At 58.0% G+C, this 13,887-nt stretch carries 20 protein-coding genes; 6 read left to right on the top strand and 14 right to left on the bottom strand.

The features are described from left to right. The first annotated feature begins 11 nt into the window (after nt 1–11). Together ADS46_RS15880 and ADS46_RS15875 are read left to right on the top strand one after the other, a co-directional pair. The gene (locus ADS46_RS15880; protein ID WP_066321642.1) at nt 12–1,178 is read left to right on the top strand and encodes a mandelate racemase/muconate lactonizing enzyme family protein; all 1,167 of its coding nucleotides are present in this window, start codon (nt 12–14) and stop codon (nt 1,176–1,178) included. 77 nt (nt 1,179–1,255) lie between these two features. After that, nucleotides 1,256–2,317 carry a tartrate dehydrogenase gene (locus ADS46_RS15875; protein ID WP_066321640.1) on the top strand — a complete coding sequence of 354 codons (1,062 nt, stop codon included), beginning with the start codon at nt 1,256–1,258 and terminating at the stop codon, nt 2,315–2,317. Between the two features lie 367 nt (nt 2,318–2,684). Here ADS46_RS15875 and ADS46_RS15865 read toward each other — a convergent pair whose 3' ends face one another. Genes ADS46_RS15865 through ADS46_RS15845 form a run of 6 tightly spaced genes read right to left on the bottom strand, consistent with a single transcriptional unit; the run spans nt 2,685 to nt 5,876 of the window. After that, nucleotides 2,685–2,999: a HigA family addiction module antitoxin gene (locus tag ADS46_RS15865; RefSeq protein WP_066321638.1), complete on the bottom strand. Its 315-nt coding sequence runs from the start codon at nt 2,997–2,999 to the stop codon at nt 2,685–2,687. Between the two features lie 14 nt (nt 3,000–3,013). After that, nucleotides 3,014–3,307 carry a type II toxin-antitoxin system RelE/ParE family toxin gene (locus ADS46_RS18640; protein WP_234346858.1) on the bottom strand — a complete coding sequence of 98 codons (294 nt, stop codon included), beginning with the start codon at nt 3,305–3,307 and terminating at the stop codon, nt 3,014–3,016. Continuing rightward, the gene (locus ADS46_RS15860) at nt 3,304–3,546 is read right to left on the bottom strand and encodes a GNAT family N-acetyltransferase (RefSeq protein ID WP_234346857.1); all 243 of its coding nucleotides are present in this window, start codon (nt 3,544–3,546) and stop codon (nt 3,304–3,306) included. Before ADS46_RS15860 ends, ADS46_RS18640 begins: the two co-directional genes overlap by 4 nt. 5 nt (nt 3,547–3,551) lie before the next feature. Next, nucleotides 3,552–4,445: a dihydrodipicolinate synthase family protein gene (locus ADS46_RS15855; RefSeq protein WP_066321636.1), complete on the bottom strand. Its 894-nt coding sequence runs from the start codon at nt 4,443–4,445 to the stop codon at nt 3,552–3,554. A gap of 13 nt (nt 4,446–4,458) precedes the next feature. Next, nucleotides 4,459–4,779 carry a hypothetical protein gene (locus tag ADS46_RS15850; protein ID WP_066321635.1) on the bottom strand — a complete coding sequence of 107 codons (321 nt, stop codon included), beginning with the start codon at nt 4,777–4,779 and terminating at the stop codon, nt 4,459–4,461. Between the two features lie 50 nt (nt 4,780–4,829). After that, on the bottom strand, nt 4,830–5,876 hold the full coding sequence (locus ADS46_RS15845) for a DUF3541 domain-containing protein (RefSeq protein WP_066321634.1): 1,047 nt from the start codon (nt 5,874–5,876) through the stop codon (nt 4,830–4,832). 139 nt (nt 5,877–6,015) lie between these two features. Between ADS46_RS15845 and ADS46_RS15840 the strand changes: the two genes are divergently transcribed. Together ADS46_RS15840 and ADS46_RS15835 are read left to right on the top strand one after the other, a co-directional pair. After that, nucleotides 6,016–6,846, top strand: coding sequence for a helix-turn-helix transcriptional regulator (locus ADS46_RS15840; protein WP_066321632.1), 831 nt, complete (start codon nt 6,016–6,018; stop codon nt 6,844–6,846). Nucleotides 6,847–6,871: 25 nt separating this feature from the next. Next, nucleotides 6,872–7,477, top strand: a complete 606-nt coding sequence (locus ADS46_RS15835; RefSeq protein ID WP_066321631.1) for a LysE family translocator — start codon at nt 6,872–6,874, stop codon at nt 7,475–7,477. A gap of 64 nt (nt 7,478–7,541) precedes the next feature. Here the strand turns inward: ADS46_RS15835 and ADS46_RS18635 are convergent, their stop codons facing one another. The 4 genes from ADS46_RS18635 to trpB all read right to left on the bottom strand — a co-directional run bounded on the left by ADS46_RS18635 (nt 7,542) and on the right by trpB (nt 10,252). After that, entirely contained in the window at nt 7,542–7,832 is a 291-nt protein-coding gene (locus ADS46_RS18635; RefSeq protein WP_082926117.1) for a type II toxin-antitoxin system RelE/ParE family toxin, read from the bottom strand. Next, nucleotides 7,829–8,053, bottom strand: a complete 225-nt coding sequence (locus tag ADS46_RS15830) for an addiction module protein (RefSeq protein WP_066321629.1) — start codon at nt 8,051–8,053, stop codon at nt 7,829–7,831. Before ADS46_RS15830 ends, ADS46_RS18635 begins: the two co-directional genes overlap by 4 nt. A 106-nt stretch (nt 8,054–8,159) precedes the next feature. Further along, nucleotides 8,160–8,978, bottom strand: coding sequence for a tryptophan synthase subunit alpha (gene trpA / locus ADS46_RS15825; protein WP_066321803.1), 819 nt, complete (start codon nt 8,976–8,978; stop codon nt 8,160–8,162). A 44-nt stretch (nt 8,979–9,022) separates the two neighbouring features. Further along, a complete protein-coding gene (trpB, locus tag ADS46_RS15820; protein ID WP_066321627.1) occupies nt 9,023–10,252 on the bottom strand; it encodes a tryptophan synthase subunit beta in 1,230 nt (409 codons plus the stop codon). 104 nt (nt 10,253–10,356) lie between these two features. On the opposite strand from trpB, the gene ADS46_RS15815 reads away from it, so the two are divergent. Then, a complete protein-coding gene (locus ADS46_RS15815) occupies nt 10,357–11,262 on the top strand; it encodes a LysR family transcriptional regulator (RefSeq protein ID WP_066321625.1) in 906 nt (301 codons plus the stop codon). 10 nt (nt 11,263–11,272) lie between these two features. Here the strand turns inward: ADS46_RS15815 and brnA are convergent, their stop codons facing one another. From brnA to ADS46_RS15800, 4 genes are all read right to left on the bottom strand, one after another. After that, nucleotides 11,273–11,533 (bottom strand): type II toxin-antitoxin system BrnA family antitoxin, encoded by a 261-nt coding sequence (gene brnA / locus ADS46_RS15810; RefSeq protein WP_066321624.1) that lies wholly within the window; start codon nt 11,531–11,533, stop codon nt 11,273–11,275. Next, on the bottom strand, nt 11,523–11,642 hold the full coding sequence (locus ADS46_RS19060) for a BrnT family toxin (protein WP_234346856.1): 120 nt from the start codon (nt 11,640–11,642) through the stop codon (nt 11,523–11,525). The genes brnA and ADS46_RS19060 overlap by 11 nt, the downstream gene beginning before the upstream one ends. Continuing rightward, nucleotides 11,642–11,773, bottom strand: a complete 132-nt coding sequence (locus tag ADS46_RS19105) for a hypothetical protein (protein WP_267886962.1) — start codon at nt 11,771–11,773, stop codon at nt 11,642–11,644. The genes ADS46_RS19060 and ADS46_RS19105 overlap by 1 nt, the downstream gene beginning before the upstream one ends. 105 nt (nt 11,774–11,878) lie before the next feature. Next, nucleotides 11,879–12,820 carry a LysR family transcriptional regulator gene (locus ADS46_RS15800; RefSeq protein WP_066321622.1) on the bottom strand — a complete coding sequence of 314 codons (942 nt, stop codon included), beginning with the start codon at nt 12,818–12,820 and terminating at the stop codon, nt 11,879–11,881. 62 nt (nt 12,821–12,882) lie between these two features. Between ADS46_RS15800 and ADS46_RS15795 the strand changes: the two genes are divergently transcribed. Next, nucleotides 12,883–13,866 (top strand): aldo/keto reductase, encoded by a 984-nt coding sequence (locus ADS46_RS15795; protein WP_066321620.1) that lies wholly within the window; start codon nt 12,883–12,885, stop codon nt 13,864–13,866. Nucleotides 13,867–13,887: the final 21 nt, after the last annotated feature.

The following is a 13,887-nucleotide window of genomic DNA, read 5'->3' as shown; positions in this document are numbered from 1 at the left end:
AGGAGTGATGCATGAAAATCACCGATATTCGTGAGGCGCGGGTATCAATCGCCTCGGACATTGCCAACGCCTATATCTCCTTCGCGAAGATGGATGTATCGGTCCTGGCGATCTATACCGATGTCTGGGTCGATGGCCGTCAGGTAGTGGGCTACGGTTTCAATTCCAATGGCCGCTATGCGCAGAGTGGCCTGTTGCGCGAGCGCTTCCTGCCTCGCCTGCGTGAAGCCGACCCCACGGCCCTGGTCGATGACAGCGGGGCCAATCTCGACCCCTTCCGGGTCTGGAACGTATTGATGGCCAACGAGAAACCCGGCGGGCACGGTGAACGTTCGGTGGCGGTGGGCATCATCGACATGGCGGTGTGGGACATCGTTGCCAAGACGGAGAACAAGTCCCTGGCACAGCTACTGGCCGAGCGTCATGGCGATGGAACGGCCGATGCGAAAGTATCGGTCTATGCGGCAGGCGGTTACTACTACCCAGGTAAGCAGGTCAGTGCCCTCAAGGACGAGATGCGTGATTATCTCGACCTTGGCTATACCTGCACCAAGATGAAGATAGGCGGGGTGCCCTTGGCCGAAGACCTCCAACGGGTCGAGGCGGCGATCGACGTCGTCGGTGACGCTTCACGACTTGCCGTCGATGCCAACGGCCGCTTCGATCTCAAGACCGCGCTGGCCTTCGCCGAAGGCCTGGCTCCCTATGGGGTTCGTTGGTATGAGGAAGCTGGCGACCCGCTCGACTACGCCTTGCAGCAGCAACTGGGTGAGCACTATGCGCCCCCCATGGCCACCGGCGAGAACTTATTTTCTCATCAGGATGCTCGCAACCTGCTGCGTTACGGCGGCATGCGCGCTGATCGCGACATTCTGCAGATGGATCCCGTCCTCAGCTACGGGCTGGTGGAATACCTGCGCATGCTCGAGGTGCTGAAGCAACATGGCTGGTCATCGAGACAATGTATTCCGCACGGTGGCCATCAGTTCGCTCTCAATATCGCGTCCGGCCTCAAGCTGGGAGGAAATGAGTCCTATCCGAGAGTTTTTGCGCCGTTCGGCGGCTTCGCCGACTCGACACCCATCGAGAGAGGGTATGTTGCCATCCCGGCGATGCCCGGCATTGGTTTCGAGGATAAAAGAGAGCTCATGAAAGTCTTCGATAAGCATCTCCGCTGAGCGGTACTGTTAACTCCCTAGCCACTCAGACACAACAATTTACAACAAAGCTTTTTATAAAAGCAGGAGCTTACGATATGCGTAATCACCGTGTCGCTGTTATACCGGGTGATGGAATAGGCCTTGAAGTTATTGAAGCGGGTAAGCAGGTACTGGAAACGTTATCGCAGAAAAGTGACGATTTTCAGTTTGAATTCGAAGATTTTGATTGGAGTTCTAAGCGCTACCTTGAGACGGGTGAATACATCCCAGAGGGCGGACTAGAGAAGCTTTCAACATTTGATGCTATCTACTTCGGTGCAGTAGGTAGCCAAGAGGTTCCCGACCATGTATCGCTTTGGGACCTTCGGCTCGCTATCTGTCAGGGGTTTGATCAATATGCCAATGTACGCCCTGCCCGTGTGCTCCCTGGTGTTAATAGCCGCTTAAAGGGAGCCGAGAAAATTGATTGGGTGATCATTAGAGAAAACAGTGAAGGTGAATATGCAGGTAACGGTGGCCGTGCTCATCGCGGTCTTCCCGAAGAGGTCGGCACGGAGGTGGCGATATTTACCCGAAGAGGGATAGAACGCATTCACCGTTTCGCTTTTAAACTCGCCCAAAGTCGCCCGCGGAAAAAACTCACATTGGTCACCAAGTCCAACGCTCAGCGATACGGCATGGTGCTGTGGGATGAAGTGTTCTTCGAGGTTGCAAAAGACTTTCCTGACGTGACGATTGATAGGGAGCTTGTCGATGCAGCCACTACCCGTATGGTACTTAAACCCGAGACGATGGATGTTATTGTGGCGACTAACCTCCATGCCGATATCTTGTCGGACCTGGCCGCCGCTCTTTCAGGCAGTTTAGGCATAGCACCCACAGCCAACCTTAATCCAGAGAGAGCGTTTCCCTCCATGTTTGAGCCGATTCATGGATCAGCATTTGATATTGCAGGCCAAGGCATTGCCAACCCCGTGGGTGCCTTCTGGACGGCAGCCATGATGCTGGAACACTTAGGGGAATTGACGGCAGCTGAGAGACTTATGGCGGCTATAGAGCGATTAACCGCCTCAGGCCAACAAACAATGGATCTTGGAGGTACTGCGACCACGCAGGATATGACCCGAGCCATTTGTTCCGACATCGAACAACAATAAGTACATAGCCGTTGCTTCAAGGATGGCGTTCTTGAAGCAACTTAAACAAAAAATTCGTGAGTACGGCTTAACTGTGCCTCTTATACTTCATTTTTATAGTCTCCAAACAGCACCTTAGAGCGCATGGCGGAGTCAAAGAAGCAAAAGTAACCTCCCACCTGTCTTACCGACCAAGGTGAAGCGGAAGACGTTTTTCCTTACTAACAAACAGTATTCAGCTCTGAAGGGAATGGCTGCATCTGTCAGGTAAACATCCCCGATATAGACAGAAATCGGCCTGAAGCTGACGTTGCGGGAGTTCTGATTAACGCCCGCCATCACCGGTGGCAAAACCAGAGCGAAGTGGAGGTTTTGGTATCCGGCCTGGTTATGCAGCATGTAGCGGCTTGATTCGATCCACTTCTTCCTTGACCGACTGAGCTGCCTTCCAAAGATCAACAGATCGCTGCGCATTCAGCCAGAATTCCGGCGAATTACCAAACAAACGAGCAAGCCGGAGCGACATTTCAGGACTTACAGCACGACGCTCGCGCAGTAATTCATTAACTGACTGACGAGAGACGCCCAGAGATTCAGCCAACCCAGAAACGGTAAGGCCATAGTCAGGAAGAAAGTCTTCCCTCAGCATTTCGCCAGGATGAGTCGGTTTGCGCTGCATACCGGCAGTATTAAGAATAGCCATAGTTATCACCTCACTCAGTGGTAGTCACACACTTCGACTTCATAAGCATCGCCGTCTTCAAAACGAAAACAAATACGCCACTGATCATTGATTGAGATTGCGTGCTGCCCCTGCCTGTTTCCGGAAAGTGGGTGAAGGCGATTGCAGGGCGGCACTTTCAAATCCTCAAGCTGTACGGCCAGATCCACGTATTCAAGTTTTCTAGCGGCTCTCGGTGCAACATCCGCAGGAAATTTCTTTGACTTGCCCCTGGAGTAGAGTTCTTGGGTTCGTTTGTCAGCGATCAGCGATCGCCTCCATCCCTTCAATCGGCTTCACGTAGCTTCAGGCAAAGGCTTACCAATTGTGTGGCGATACCTTTGCGGCGATGGGAATCTGCCACCGATAAGTGCTGGACATAGCCACGCTTGCCGTCGTGGCCCGCCATGATCGTGCCTATCAGTTGCCCTTCCACTTCTGCCACAAATCTCAGGCCGAGGTTGCGCAGCAGGTACTGTAGTGCATTTATAAAGCTCTCACTGGGTAACGGTTTCGTTGAAGGCGCCAATACCCTCAGCTTAACGCAAGCGTTTCCACAACGGCTTTGACTCTTTCACGGGCTTCGCCTTGCAGCGTGTTCAGCGGCTGGGGCAAACAGGGTTGGCTGACGTTACCGGTGAGTTCGGCGATGGTGGCGGCGACTCGTAGGCTGCCGCCGTAGTCACGGTAGAGCGCCCATAGCGGCTCGAGTGCCTGGGAGCGGGCCATCGCTTGCTCGGCATCGCCTGCCTGGGCGGCGCGGGTGAGCGCCAGTGCGATGTCCGGGTAGAGCCCGCCGATCACCGAGTACCAGGCATCGCACCCGGCGAGCAACCCGGTAGCGGCGGCCGGGTCGCCGCTGATACCGATGGTCACATCAGAAGGGATTACCCCGCGCAGCCCTGCAACGCGTGCCTTGGCAGCGGCCAGGTCGTTTTGCACCGGCGGTATCTTGATCGAGCGCACCTGGGGCAGTTGGGCGATGCGCCCGTGCAGTTCGTCGCTGAAGTGAAAGTTCGTGGTGCCGGGATTGTCGTAAACGCAGAGCGGCACGCTCAGCGAGCGGCAGACCGTTTCGTACAGGCTGAAGACTTCCTCATCGGTGAGCTTTTGATACGACACCGGCGCCAGCAATACGCCACTTGCGCCTGCTTGCTGGGCATGTTCGGCATTGATCAGCACATCGCGGGTGCGTAGCGCGCCAATACCGGCGATGACGGGCACCCTGGCGGCCCTTTCCACGCTCAGTTTGACCACGCGGGCGCGCTCGGCACTGTTCAAATAGGCGTAACTGCCCGTCGAGCCCAGCACACCGATGGAGTCCACCTCGGCTTCCGCCAGGCGCGCCACCAAGCGAGTAAACTCATGCTCGTTAATGCCCTGCTCGTTCATGGGGGTTAGCGGAAATGCGCTCAGGCCGGTCAACATGATGAAGGCTCCTTTACTGCCCAAAGTTGATCCCCAGGCGCAGCGCCTGGAGACCGTCAAATTCGACACTGACTTCGTCAGAGAACACCGGGTGCCCCTGAACGGCCATATCCACGGTCGCTTGAGCGCCCTGATACGAAAGGGCAATGGCGATATTGGCTGAGGTGCTGACCGGCGCCGTCAGCCCGTACGTCACGTCATCGACGTTGATGGACGACAGCCCGCGATCTTCCAGTTGCTGTTCAACTTCCTGTTGTACGGCAACGCCGTAATAGACGTACAAGCCAGCGTAACCCAGCGCTACCAGTACAATCAGTGAAAAGAGCTTTCCCATGTAAATTCCTCAAGCGTATGACGTTGGCACCATGCTGGCGTCAGGGCTTTTCAGCGCTTGCCCACCTCGTTCGAGAGGTCGGGGCCAGGATGCAGGTGGCCCGGCCAGCGTAACACCATGATCGCCAGAACGTTGCGGTGTTCACCTCCCGCCAGTCCCTTTTCCCCCGAGGGCGAGGGGATGATGCCGCTGGCCGGGTCCACCGCCGCCACCAGCGCCTCGCGCACCCGGCCCACCAGCGGGTGGTCGTCGCGACCGGCAAGCTGGAAGGCCAGTGCCACTTCGGCCTGGATGTCGGCCGAGGCCCGGGCCATGATACCGTCTGCCTCCCGCTCCAGCGCTTCCAGCACCCAAGCGTGCACTTCAGGCTCCACCTTCCGCTGGTAGTAGCGGCTGTCAGCGATGACGAAGTGGGTCAGACCATAGAGCCAGTTACGGTACTCGGCGTCGTCGAGCTCGGCGACTCGCTCGGGTGGGTAGTGGCGCCGGAAGGCTGCCTCCACCTCCCGGCGCAGGTCCATCACGCCGAGCTGGTGCAGGAAGTACGCATAGTTGGCCACCTGAGCGGCATAGACCTCAATCACCGCGGGGTCGGTCAGGAAGGACTCCCAGTCGACCTCGGCCTGGTAGTCCAGCGCCCGCTGGTAGTCCTCAACGGCTGGCAGCAGGCCGTGGTACTCGGCCTGGACCAGCCGGAACAGCAGCGACCGGGCGAAGGCGATTTCCCCCCACTCCCCCAGCATGGCACGTCGAGCGCGCTGCTTGGCCGTGCGCTGGGAGTAGTCGGCAACGATCGCCCGGCTGCGGGTAGCCGCGTACCCGGGCTCGGCCAGGCCGACGATGTCTTCCTCGAGTCGCACCATTAGACGCTCGCCGTAGGCACGATTGAGGGGCCGCCAGCGCTGCTCGCCCGTCAGGCGGTAGAGCCGCTGGGCAAAGTGGCGCTGCTTGTCCTCGGACAGCGTCGGCAGCGCCTGTTCGTAGACTTCCTGGATGGCCAGACCGGCGTCGCGCTGAGCGTCACGTTCCGCTTGCGGCTCCATGACGGCGCAGCCGGTCAACAACAGCACCATCATCAATGAAAAGAGTTTTCTCATACCAACTCCTTGGTGGTGTTCGCTAGCGATAGCCCATCATTGCACAGTCAATGAGCAATTATGTACAAGCATCAATGACATTGTCGGCATAAGCTAGGGGTGTGTTTCGAGGTGTTGGGTTTCATCAGGGGAGGTCGGCATGAGCAACGCTAGCCGGTTTGAGTTCTTCAAGAGTCATCATGTGCCGACACTGACGGTGCTGAAGGCGGCGATTGAGGATTTCAGCTACGACCCGCATGCCCATGAGGAGTATGCCTTTGGCGTTACGCTGGCCGGGCGTCAGGACTTTTTCAGCGGTGGGCAGTTTCACCGCAGCCCGCCGGGCAACGTGATTCTGTTCAACCCGGAGGAAGTTCACGACGGGCATTCGGGCGGCGCACAAGCGCTGGACTACCTGATGGTGTATGCCCACCCGGAACAGGTGACGCCGCTGTTCGCCGAGGTGCTTGGCCGCGCAAGCGCCGCCGGCTTCCGTTCCGACCAAACGCTAATTCAGGATGTGCCCCTGCGCCGTGCCATTATCGAGCTGGCCCGTTTGGTGAGTACCCACGCCGGTAGCTGCATTGACCAGGAGAATGCGCTTTATCAGGTGGTGGAGCGAACCGTTCAGCTAGGCGGCCACGTTCAACCCAGCCGCGTCACGCAACGGCCGGATGCCCTGCTGGACCTTGCCAGGGCGTATATCCACGCCCACCTGGAAACCGATATGTCGCTGGACGACATCAGCCAGGCCGCGCATTTATCCAAGTACCACTTTTTGCGGCTGTTTCGGCAGCACTACGGCATGACGCCTCACCAGTACGTGATTAATTGCCGGATCAATGCGGCCCGTGCAGCGCTGGATCAGGGGGCGCCGCTGAATGAGGTGGCGTTGAGGTTTGGGTTTGCCGACCTTAGCCATTTCAATCGCCGCTTCAAGCGCATCTACGGCATGACGCCCCACCAATACCAGCGCGATATCACCCGTTAGCCACACCCTACTTAGAGGTTCCAACATGTTAGCAATCGTCGCCTATGCCCTGGGCGTCATGTACACCCCTGGGCCTGTGAATCTGCTCGGCCTGAACGTAGGCATCAATGGCCAGGCCAGACAGTCGGTGGGGTTCTGCCTGGGCGTGGGAACGGCCATGCTTGTGTACCTGCTGGTGTTGGGCTGGGCGGGCGCTGCCTGGATCAGCGGTAACGCCCTGATCCTGGTGAGTGCGCTGGGCTGTAGCTACATTGTGTACTTGGCCGTCAAGATTGCCCGCGCCAACGCGGACTTGGACGAGCCTGGCCATGCACCGCGCCTGCTGAACTTTCGCGATGGGCTGGTGATGCAGCTGCTCAACCCGAAGGCCATCGTCACGACCTTGCCCATAGCCACCCTTCAGTTCCCGGCGGCGGGTATTCAGGGCGTCAGCCTGGTGGTCTGGGCGCTGGGGCTGTCCGCCATGGCGGCGGGCGCCCCCGGTAGCTATGTGGTCATCGGCAGTCTGGTGGGTGAGCGTATTAAAAGCACGCGGGTCGTGAAGGGCTTCAACTGGCTGATGGCGGGGCTACTGGTCGCCGTGGCGATATCGATTGGTGTCGAGCATGTGTGGGTGCCACTTGTGTCCTGAGCTGATGTCTATGCGTAAAGCTTCCAAACCATCGGATTTATGCGCCCAAAATTGGAAACCTAACCTATAGTCGGTTCTTCCAGTAATTTGGCTCTCGATGTAAATGCATGACGGCAAGTACAAAAACATCGTCATTCTCAAGAGCATAAAGCACACCGTAAGGGAAACGGCGTACCAATGAACGGCGGATATCCCCCTCCAGTAATGTCCATGCTTCTGGATGTCTGTGCGCACGTTCGATGGCTGAGTATACCTCAAGCGCAAAGTCCCATCCCAAGCCTGGTTCAATGTCTTCGTAATACTCTGTACTTTCAGCTAGTTCTGCTTCCGCTTCAGGGTGAAAGCGAACACTCATCTCTCAAGCCTTGCCCGAAGGTTAGCGAATACTTGCTCACTTGAAACCGTAGCCACTTTACCCGACCGTATATCGTCTAAGCGGCTGCGGGCAACGTCGACCCATTGCTTGTCGATATCAGCCTCAGGGGAGTTGAGGCTACGCAGCAACACATCGACGACTCTTACACGCTCTTCAACGGGTAATGATTCTGCTTCGCTGACAAGCTCTTTGATGTTCATAGTCTCACCTCATGAATGGCTCAGACTGAAGGTATCTCAACTATTATCTTTTCGCCATATTAGCTCTTTTTGCTTTGTGATGCTGCCCAATAAGATCACAGCCTATCTACCTCCGACACGCCCTCACGCTTTCCGCCAGCTCACTCACCAAGCCGTGTACCCGCTCCACGGCTTCATCAGGCGTCGTGGCGTGTTCAATACAGTCGACCAGTGCGGAGCCCACCACCACCGCATCGCTATAGCGGCCAATGGTTGCCGCCTGCTCGGCGGTGCGGATGCCGAAGCCGACGGCGATGGGCAGTTCGGTATCTTCCCGCAGGCGCGAAACTGAGGCTTCCAGCCGTTCCGATGTGGGGGCACTGCCGCCGGTCACGCCCGCTACAGAGACGTAGTAGATAAACCCGGAGGCGTTCGCCAACACTCGCGGCAGGCGTTTGGCATCGGTGGTTGGGGTGGCCAGACGGATAAAGTCGATGCCGTGCCGAAACGCAGGCTGGCAGAGTTCTTCGTCGTGCTCGGGGGGCAGATCCACCACGATCAGGCCGTCTACCCCGGCACGGGCGGCATCGGTCAAGAAGCGCTCAACGCCGTAGCGGTAAATGGGATTGTAGTAACCCATGAGCACAATCGGCGTGGTGCTATTTTCTTCTCGGAAATGGCGCACCATCTCCAGCGTTTTGGCCTGGGTCTGGCCGTTGTTAAGGGCGCGCTGGGCCGCCTTTTGAATGGCGGGGCCATCGGCCATGGGGTCGCTGAACGGCATGCCCAGCTCGATGATATCCACCCCGGCGGCGGGCAGCCCGTGCAGCAATCGGCGCGAGGTGTCGGCATCCGGGTCACCGGCGGTCAGGTAGCTGATCAGTGCCGGGCGGTTTTGCTGCTTGAGTGTGCTGAAGCAGTGGTCAAGACGCGTGGGGTTGTGCATGGTCTGATTCGCGATAGTGTTCATCGCGTTGTCCTGGATCGCGCTCATACGTTTTTCACTCCGAATTTATCGCCAAGGTGATGGGCGACGCTGGTCATGTCCTTGTCGCCACGGCCGCTCAGGTTGATCACCATCAAGTGCTCGCGGGGAAGCTGGGGCGCGCGTTTGGCCACTTCTGCCAACGCATGGGCGGTTTCAAGGGCGGGAATAATGCCTTCCTTACGGCAGCAAACCTGGAATGCCTCCAGCGCCTCGTCATCGGTGGCCGAGACGTACTCGACCCGCTTCTGCTCGTGTAACCAGGCGTGCTCGGGCCCGATACCGGGGTAGTCCAGCCCGGCGGAAATCGAGTGAGCGTCGGTAATCTGGCCGTCTTCATCTTGCAGCAGGTAGGTACGGTTGCCGTGCAGGACCCCAGGGGTGCCGCCGTTCAGGCTGGCAGCGTGCAGGCCGCTTTTGACGCCCTTGCCGCCCGCTTCCACACCGACCATATGAACGTCCGGGTCATCCAGAAACGGGTAGAACAGCCCAATGGCATTTGAGCCGCCGCCCACGCAGGCCACCAGCGAATCCGGCAGGCGGCCTTCCTTTTCCAGCATCTGGGCGCGGGTTTCATGGCCGATGACAGCCTGGAAGTCGCGCACCATGGCGGGGTACGGATGCGGACCGGCCACGGTGCCAATGATGTAGAAGGTGTCGTCGACGTTGGTGACCCAGTCACGCAGCGCTTCGTTCATGGCGTCCTTGAGCGTGCCGGTGCCGGAGGTGACGGGGACGATTTCCGCGCCCAGCAGCTTCATGCGGAAGACGTTGGTCTGCTGGCGTTCGATGTCCGTCGTGCCCATGTAGATGACGCAGGGCAAACCAAAACGCGCCGCCACGGTGGCAGTGGCGACGCCGTGCATCCCCGCGCCGGTTTCGGCGATGATGCGCTTCTTGCCCATCTGCTTGGCCAGCAGCACCTGGCCGATGCAGTTGTTGATCTTGTGCGCGCCGGTGTGGTTGAGCTCTTCGCGCTTGAGATAAATGCTCGCTCCGCCGAAATGCTCGGTCAGCCGTTCGGCGAAATAGAGCGGGCTGGGCCGCCCTACGTAATCGCCCTGAAAGTAGGCCAACTGACGCTGAAATTCGGGGTCGTTTTTGGCGGTGGTATATTCGTCTTGCAGCTCCAGAATCAGCGGCATCAGGGTTTCGGCGACAAAGCGGCCGCCAAAGTTGCCAAACAGGCCGTTGGCATCGGGCAAACTCTGAGATATGTCTACAGGTTGATTCATCACGACCTCTGCATGCGTGTTGAGTATGTGATGACGTTAAGGCAAGCGCGTGAAGATAAAAATCGATAAGATGTCATCAACCTGTGATCTGGAGTCACACATCAATGCACAATAGCCTGCCACCGCTTAGCGCCTTGCGCGCCTTCGAGGCCACTGCCCGGCTGGGCAGCGTGACTGCCGCTGCCGAGGAGTTGAGCGTGACCCACGGCGCCGTCAGCCGCCAATTAAGAAGCCTGGATGAGCATTTTGGCGTGGCGCTGTTTACCAAAGCGGGCCGCGGCATTGTGCTGACGCCCCACGGCGAGAAGCTGCAAAGCGGCCTGAGCGATGCTTTTGCCCAACTGCGCGATAGTTGCGCAGCGCTCAAACGTGATGTGGAGGATGCGCCCTTCACCCTCGCCTGCCCCGGCAGCCTGCTGGCCCGCTGGTTGATTCCCCGGCTGGACCGCCTTCACCGCGACCTGCCTGACCTCAAGCTGAAAGTGGTGGTCAGCGAAAGTGAGCATCCTGAAAAGCAGACGGACGCCAGTGCGACCCTGGCGTTTTCCGAGCCGCCCTGGCCCGCGGAGGTGGACGTCGTCGAGCTTATTCCAGAGCGGATATGCGCGGTGGTTAGCCCGCCACTGGCCGCGCAGTGCGACCCCGCCGACCCGGCAACGCTATTCGACAACACGCTGCTATACACCGCCTCACGCCCTCAGGCCTGGCCGCACTGGGCCAGCGCACATGGGCTTGAGCAGTCACAGCTTGAAGCGGCGCTACACCAAGGCCAGGGGTTTGAGCACCTTTACTACCTGATGGAAGCGGCCGTGGCGGGGTTAGGCGTGGCGATTGCCCCCACGCTATTGGTGGAAGACGACCTGAAGAGTGGCCGACTGGTCGCCCCCTGGGGCAGCATCGAAACACCCGCCCGCCTCTGCCTGTGGCTGCCCAGTCAGGCGGACTTACTCACCCACCCCCGCCGAAGCGAGCCGCTGGCGGAATGGCTTAAGGGGGAGCTTGGGAGATAAATCTAAAAAATTAGTGAGGCTGCGTGTTATCCGGAAGCTTGTGAACCGCTTCGGCTTTCAACCGTTCAACCAGCCAAACTTTGATAATAGATTGACGCGTAACGCCGATACGGGCGGCCTCACGATCCAGGGACTCAACCACCCAAGCGGGGAAGTCGACATTGATACGCTTCGGATCTTGATTAACACGGTGTGCAGTGGATAAATCAAGATCGTCAACGATGTCTTCGCTACCCTGGTCAAATTTTTGGTCAAAGTCGTTAGCTTTCATAGAGCTCTACCTCTCTTTTACGCGAGCGCCTTACCGAAATGAGTCGAATTTTTTCATTTCGGTAGGTGATGACGGCAGACCAGTGTTTATCATCAATCAGCCCTATCATCAGAAAACACGGCTCATCATCATTTCCAGCAAATCAGGATCATTCCAAAGCGCCTGAGCATCTAGAAAGTCAATTCCATGCTTTATCCGATTGGCTACGCTTTTGTCATCATCATACTCAAAGTCGCTCATGAGTATAAATTATTCCTTTTTTACTCAAACCGCAAGGTAGCCCAACACTTCCATGCTGCTCAACAAGCATGCCGAGACAGCTTTATGCCGCCTTTTTACCTCTACTCACCCACTCAAGCGCTCGCGGTTACTGGCTACCCGTTCCGCCAGAAAATCCGCCACGGCCCGGATACGGGCTGATTGGGTGAGATCCGTCTGGATGACGAGATAGATGGGCTGATCCACGCCGATATCGGACTCGAGGCAGACGAGCTCCGCCTCCAGCGCCAGAAAGTGCGGCAACACCGCGATCCCCAGCCCCGCTTTGGCCGCCGCTAGCTGGGTCGCCAATGATGTGGTGGTCAGCGCCGGTTCGCGACCTCGTAGCATCCGCTCAACCCACTGGGCAGCGGGCAAGTGCGCTTGCGTATCCCCCCAGGTGATAAAGGCATCCGTGTCATAATCGCCCGCGTCATCATGAGCCTTGCGCTGCGCTGTATAGCCGGGGCTCGCGTAAAGTCCGAACCCCAGCATACCCAAGCGTCGAAGGGTGACATTGCCCCGCTCGGGCTTGACCATTCTAAGGGCTAGATCGGCGTCGCGACGGTGCAGGTTGACGGTGGTGATATCGGTCACCAGTTCAAGCGTGATGCCGGGGTACTGCGCATGAAATTGCGGCAATGCGGGCAGAATCAGAGCCGTGGCCAGGTTTTCAGCGGTCGCTAAACGCACTCTGCCGCTCAGTTGCGCAGCATTGGAAACCCCGCTGGAAAAGGCCGCCGCTGCCGCCTCCAAGGCTTCAGCTTTCTCGATTAGCCCCGCTCCCTCCTCGGTAAGCTGATAGCCAGACTGCTGGCGTACAAACAGCGGCAGCTTTAAAGCGTTTTCCAGCCGTTCGATACGCCGGGAGAGCGTGGCGATGCCCAGGTTCAGCTCGGCGGCGGCACCACTCAGCGTGCCGTGGCGGGCCACTGCCAGAAAGGTGCGCGTGTCGTCCCATACCCAACCACGCGGCATGTGTTTTTCATAATCGGAAATTGGCTTATCGAACTCGTTAATTTTTTTCATTAACGGATAGTGCCACGCTGTTAAGGCGCCACTCAAGAACGCGTCACTTCTGGAGACATATCATGCAAAAACGAACGCTGGGCATCGATCTAACCGTTTCCGCTATCGGCTTAGGCTGCATGGGGATGAGCGAGTTTTACGGCCCTCGGGACGACAGCGAGTCGCTACGGGTATTAGCCCGGGCGGTAGAACTGGGTATCGACTTTTTCGACACGGCGGATATGTACGGGCCGCATCATAACGAGGCGTTGATTGGCCGCTTTCTCGCCAGTCACAAGCCTAAGGTCCGTATCGCCACCAAGTTTGGCATTGTGCGCAACCCTGGAGAATATCAACGTAGCCTGGACAGCAGCGCCGCGTATGCACGCAACGCTTGCGAAGCATCGCTGCGACGGCTGGGCATCGAACAGATTGATCTCTACTACGTCCACCGCGTTAACCCCGACACGCCAATTGAGGAGACGATGGAGGGCTTGGCGCAACTGGTGAAAGAGGGAAAAATCGCCCACATTGGCCTATGTGAAGTCAGTGCTGACACCTTGCGCCGTGCCCACGCGGTGCACCCGGTCACCGCGGTGCAAACCGAGTATTCGCTCTGGACGCGGGACGTTGAACAAGCGGTATTGCCTACCTGCAAGGAACTCGGCATCGGCTTTGTGCCCTACTCGCCGCTGGGCCGTGGCTTTCTGACAGGCAAACTTCAGGAGAATACCGACTTCGGCGAAGGTGATTTTCGTCCTAACCTGCCGCGCTTCTCTGAACAGGCCATGCATGCCAACCGCCGAATCGCCGACGTGATTGGTGAAATGGCCACCCATAAAGGCTGCACCCCGGCGCAGCTGTCGCTAGCTTGGCTGTTATCCAAAGGCGATAACATTGTGCCGATTCCCGGCACCAAGCGTCTGCGCTACCTTGAAGAGAATGCGGCTGCAGCGTCCATCACCCTGAACGCCGATGAGCAGCAACGGCTTGAAGCGGCCACCGAGCGCCTTCCGGTAACCGGTGAGCGCTATACGCCGGAAGGCATGAAAGGGGTTAATGCGTGAGTGCACTATCACCTGCCGTTG

The organism is Halomonas sp. G11 (genome assembly GCF_001663515.1).
GTDB lineage: Bacteria > Pseudomonadota > Gammaproteobacteria > Pseudomonadales > Halomonadaceae > Vreelandella.
The sequence above is the reverse complement of the archived record's forward strand: the minus strand, read 5'-3'. Positions and strand labels throughout refer to the sequence as shown.

Excerpts from the sequence above, each read along its gene's own strand:
- brnA (WP_066321624.1), bottom strand. The coding sequence starts at position 11,533 with ATGAAAGCTAACGACTTTGACCAAAAATTTGACCAGGGTAGCGAAGAC.
- ADS46_RS15875 (WP_066321640.1), top strand. The coding sequence starts at position 1,256 with ATGCGTAATCACCGTGTCGCTGTTATACCGGGTGATGGAATAGGCCTT.
- trpB (WP_066321627.1), bottom strand. The coding sequence starts at position 10,252 with ATGAATCAACCTGTAGACATATCTCAGAGTTTGCCCGATGCCAACGGC.
- ADS46_RS19060 (WP_234346856.1), bottom strand. The coding sequence starts at position 11,642 with ATGATAGGGCTGATTGATGATAAACACTGGTCTGCCGTCATCACCTAC.
- ADS46_RS15835 (WP_066321631.1), top strand. The coding sequence starts at position 6,872 with ATGTTAGCAATCGTCGCCTATGCCCTGGGCGTCATGTACACCCCTGGG.
- ADS46_RS18635 (WP_082926117.1), bottom strand. The coding sequence starts at position 7,832 with ATGAGTGTTCGCTTTCACCCTGAAGCGGAAGCAGAACTAGCTGAAAGT.
- ADS46_RS19105 (WP_267886962.1), bottom strand. The coding sequence starts at position 11,773 with ATGAGCGACTTTGAGTATGATGATGACAAAAGCGTAGCCAATCGGATA.
- ADS46_RS15850 (WP_066321635.1), bottom strand. The coding sequence starts at position 4,779 with ATGGGAAAGCTCTTTTCACTGATTGTACTGGTAGCGCTGGGTTACGCT.
- ADS46_RS15800 (WP_066321622.1), bottom strand. The coding sequence starts at position 12,820 with ATGAAAAAAATTAACGAGTTCGATAAGCCAATTTCCGATTATGAAAAA.
- ADS46_RS15795 (WP_066321620.1), top strand. The coding sequence starts at position 12,883 with ATGCAAAAACGAACGCTGGGCATCGATCTAACCGTTTCCGCTATCGGC.
- ADS46_RS15815 (WP_066321625.1), top strand. The coding sequence starts at position 10,357 with ATGCACAATAGCCTGCCACCGCTTAGCGCCTTGCGCGCCTTCGAGGCC.
- ADS46_RS15855 (WP_066321636.1), bottom strand. The coding sequence starts at position 4,445 with ATGTTGACCGGCCTGAGCGCATTTCCGCTAACCCCCATGAACGAGCAG.
- ADS46_RS15865 (WP_066321638.1), bottom strand. The coding sequence starts at position 2,999 with ATGGCTATTCTTAATACTGCCGGTATGCAGCGCAAACCGACTCATCCT.
- ADS46_RS15845 (WP_066321634.1), bottom strand. The coding sequence starts at position 5,876 with ATGAGAAAACTCTTTTCATTGATGATGGTGCTGTTGTTGACCGGCTGC.
- ADS46_RS15880 (WP_066321642.1), top strand. The coding sequence starts at position 12 with ATGAAAATCACCGATATTCGTGAGGCGCGGGTATCAATCGCCTCGGAC.
- ADS46_RS15840 (WP_066321632.1), top strand. The coding sequence starts at position 6,016 with ATGAGCAACGCTAGCCGGTTTGAGTTCTTCAAGAGTCATCATGTGCCG.
- trpA (WP_066321803.1), bottom strand. The coding sequence starts at position 8,978 with ATGCACAACCCCACGCGTCTTGACCACTGCTTCAGCACACTCAAGCAG.
- ADS46_RS15830 (WP_066321629.1), bottom strand. The coding sequence starts at position 8,053 with ATGAACATCAAAGAGCTTGTCAGCGAAGCAGAATCATTACCCGTTGAA.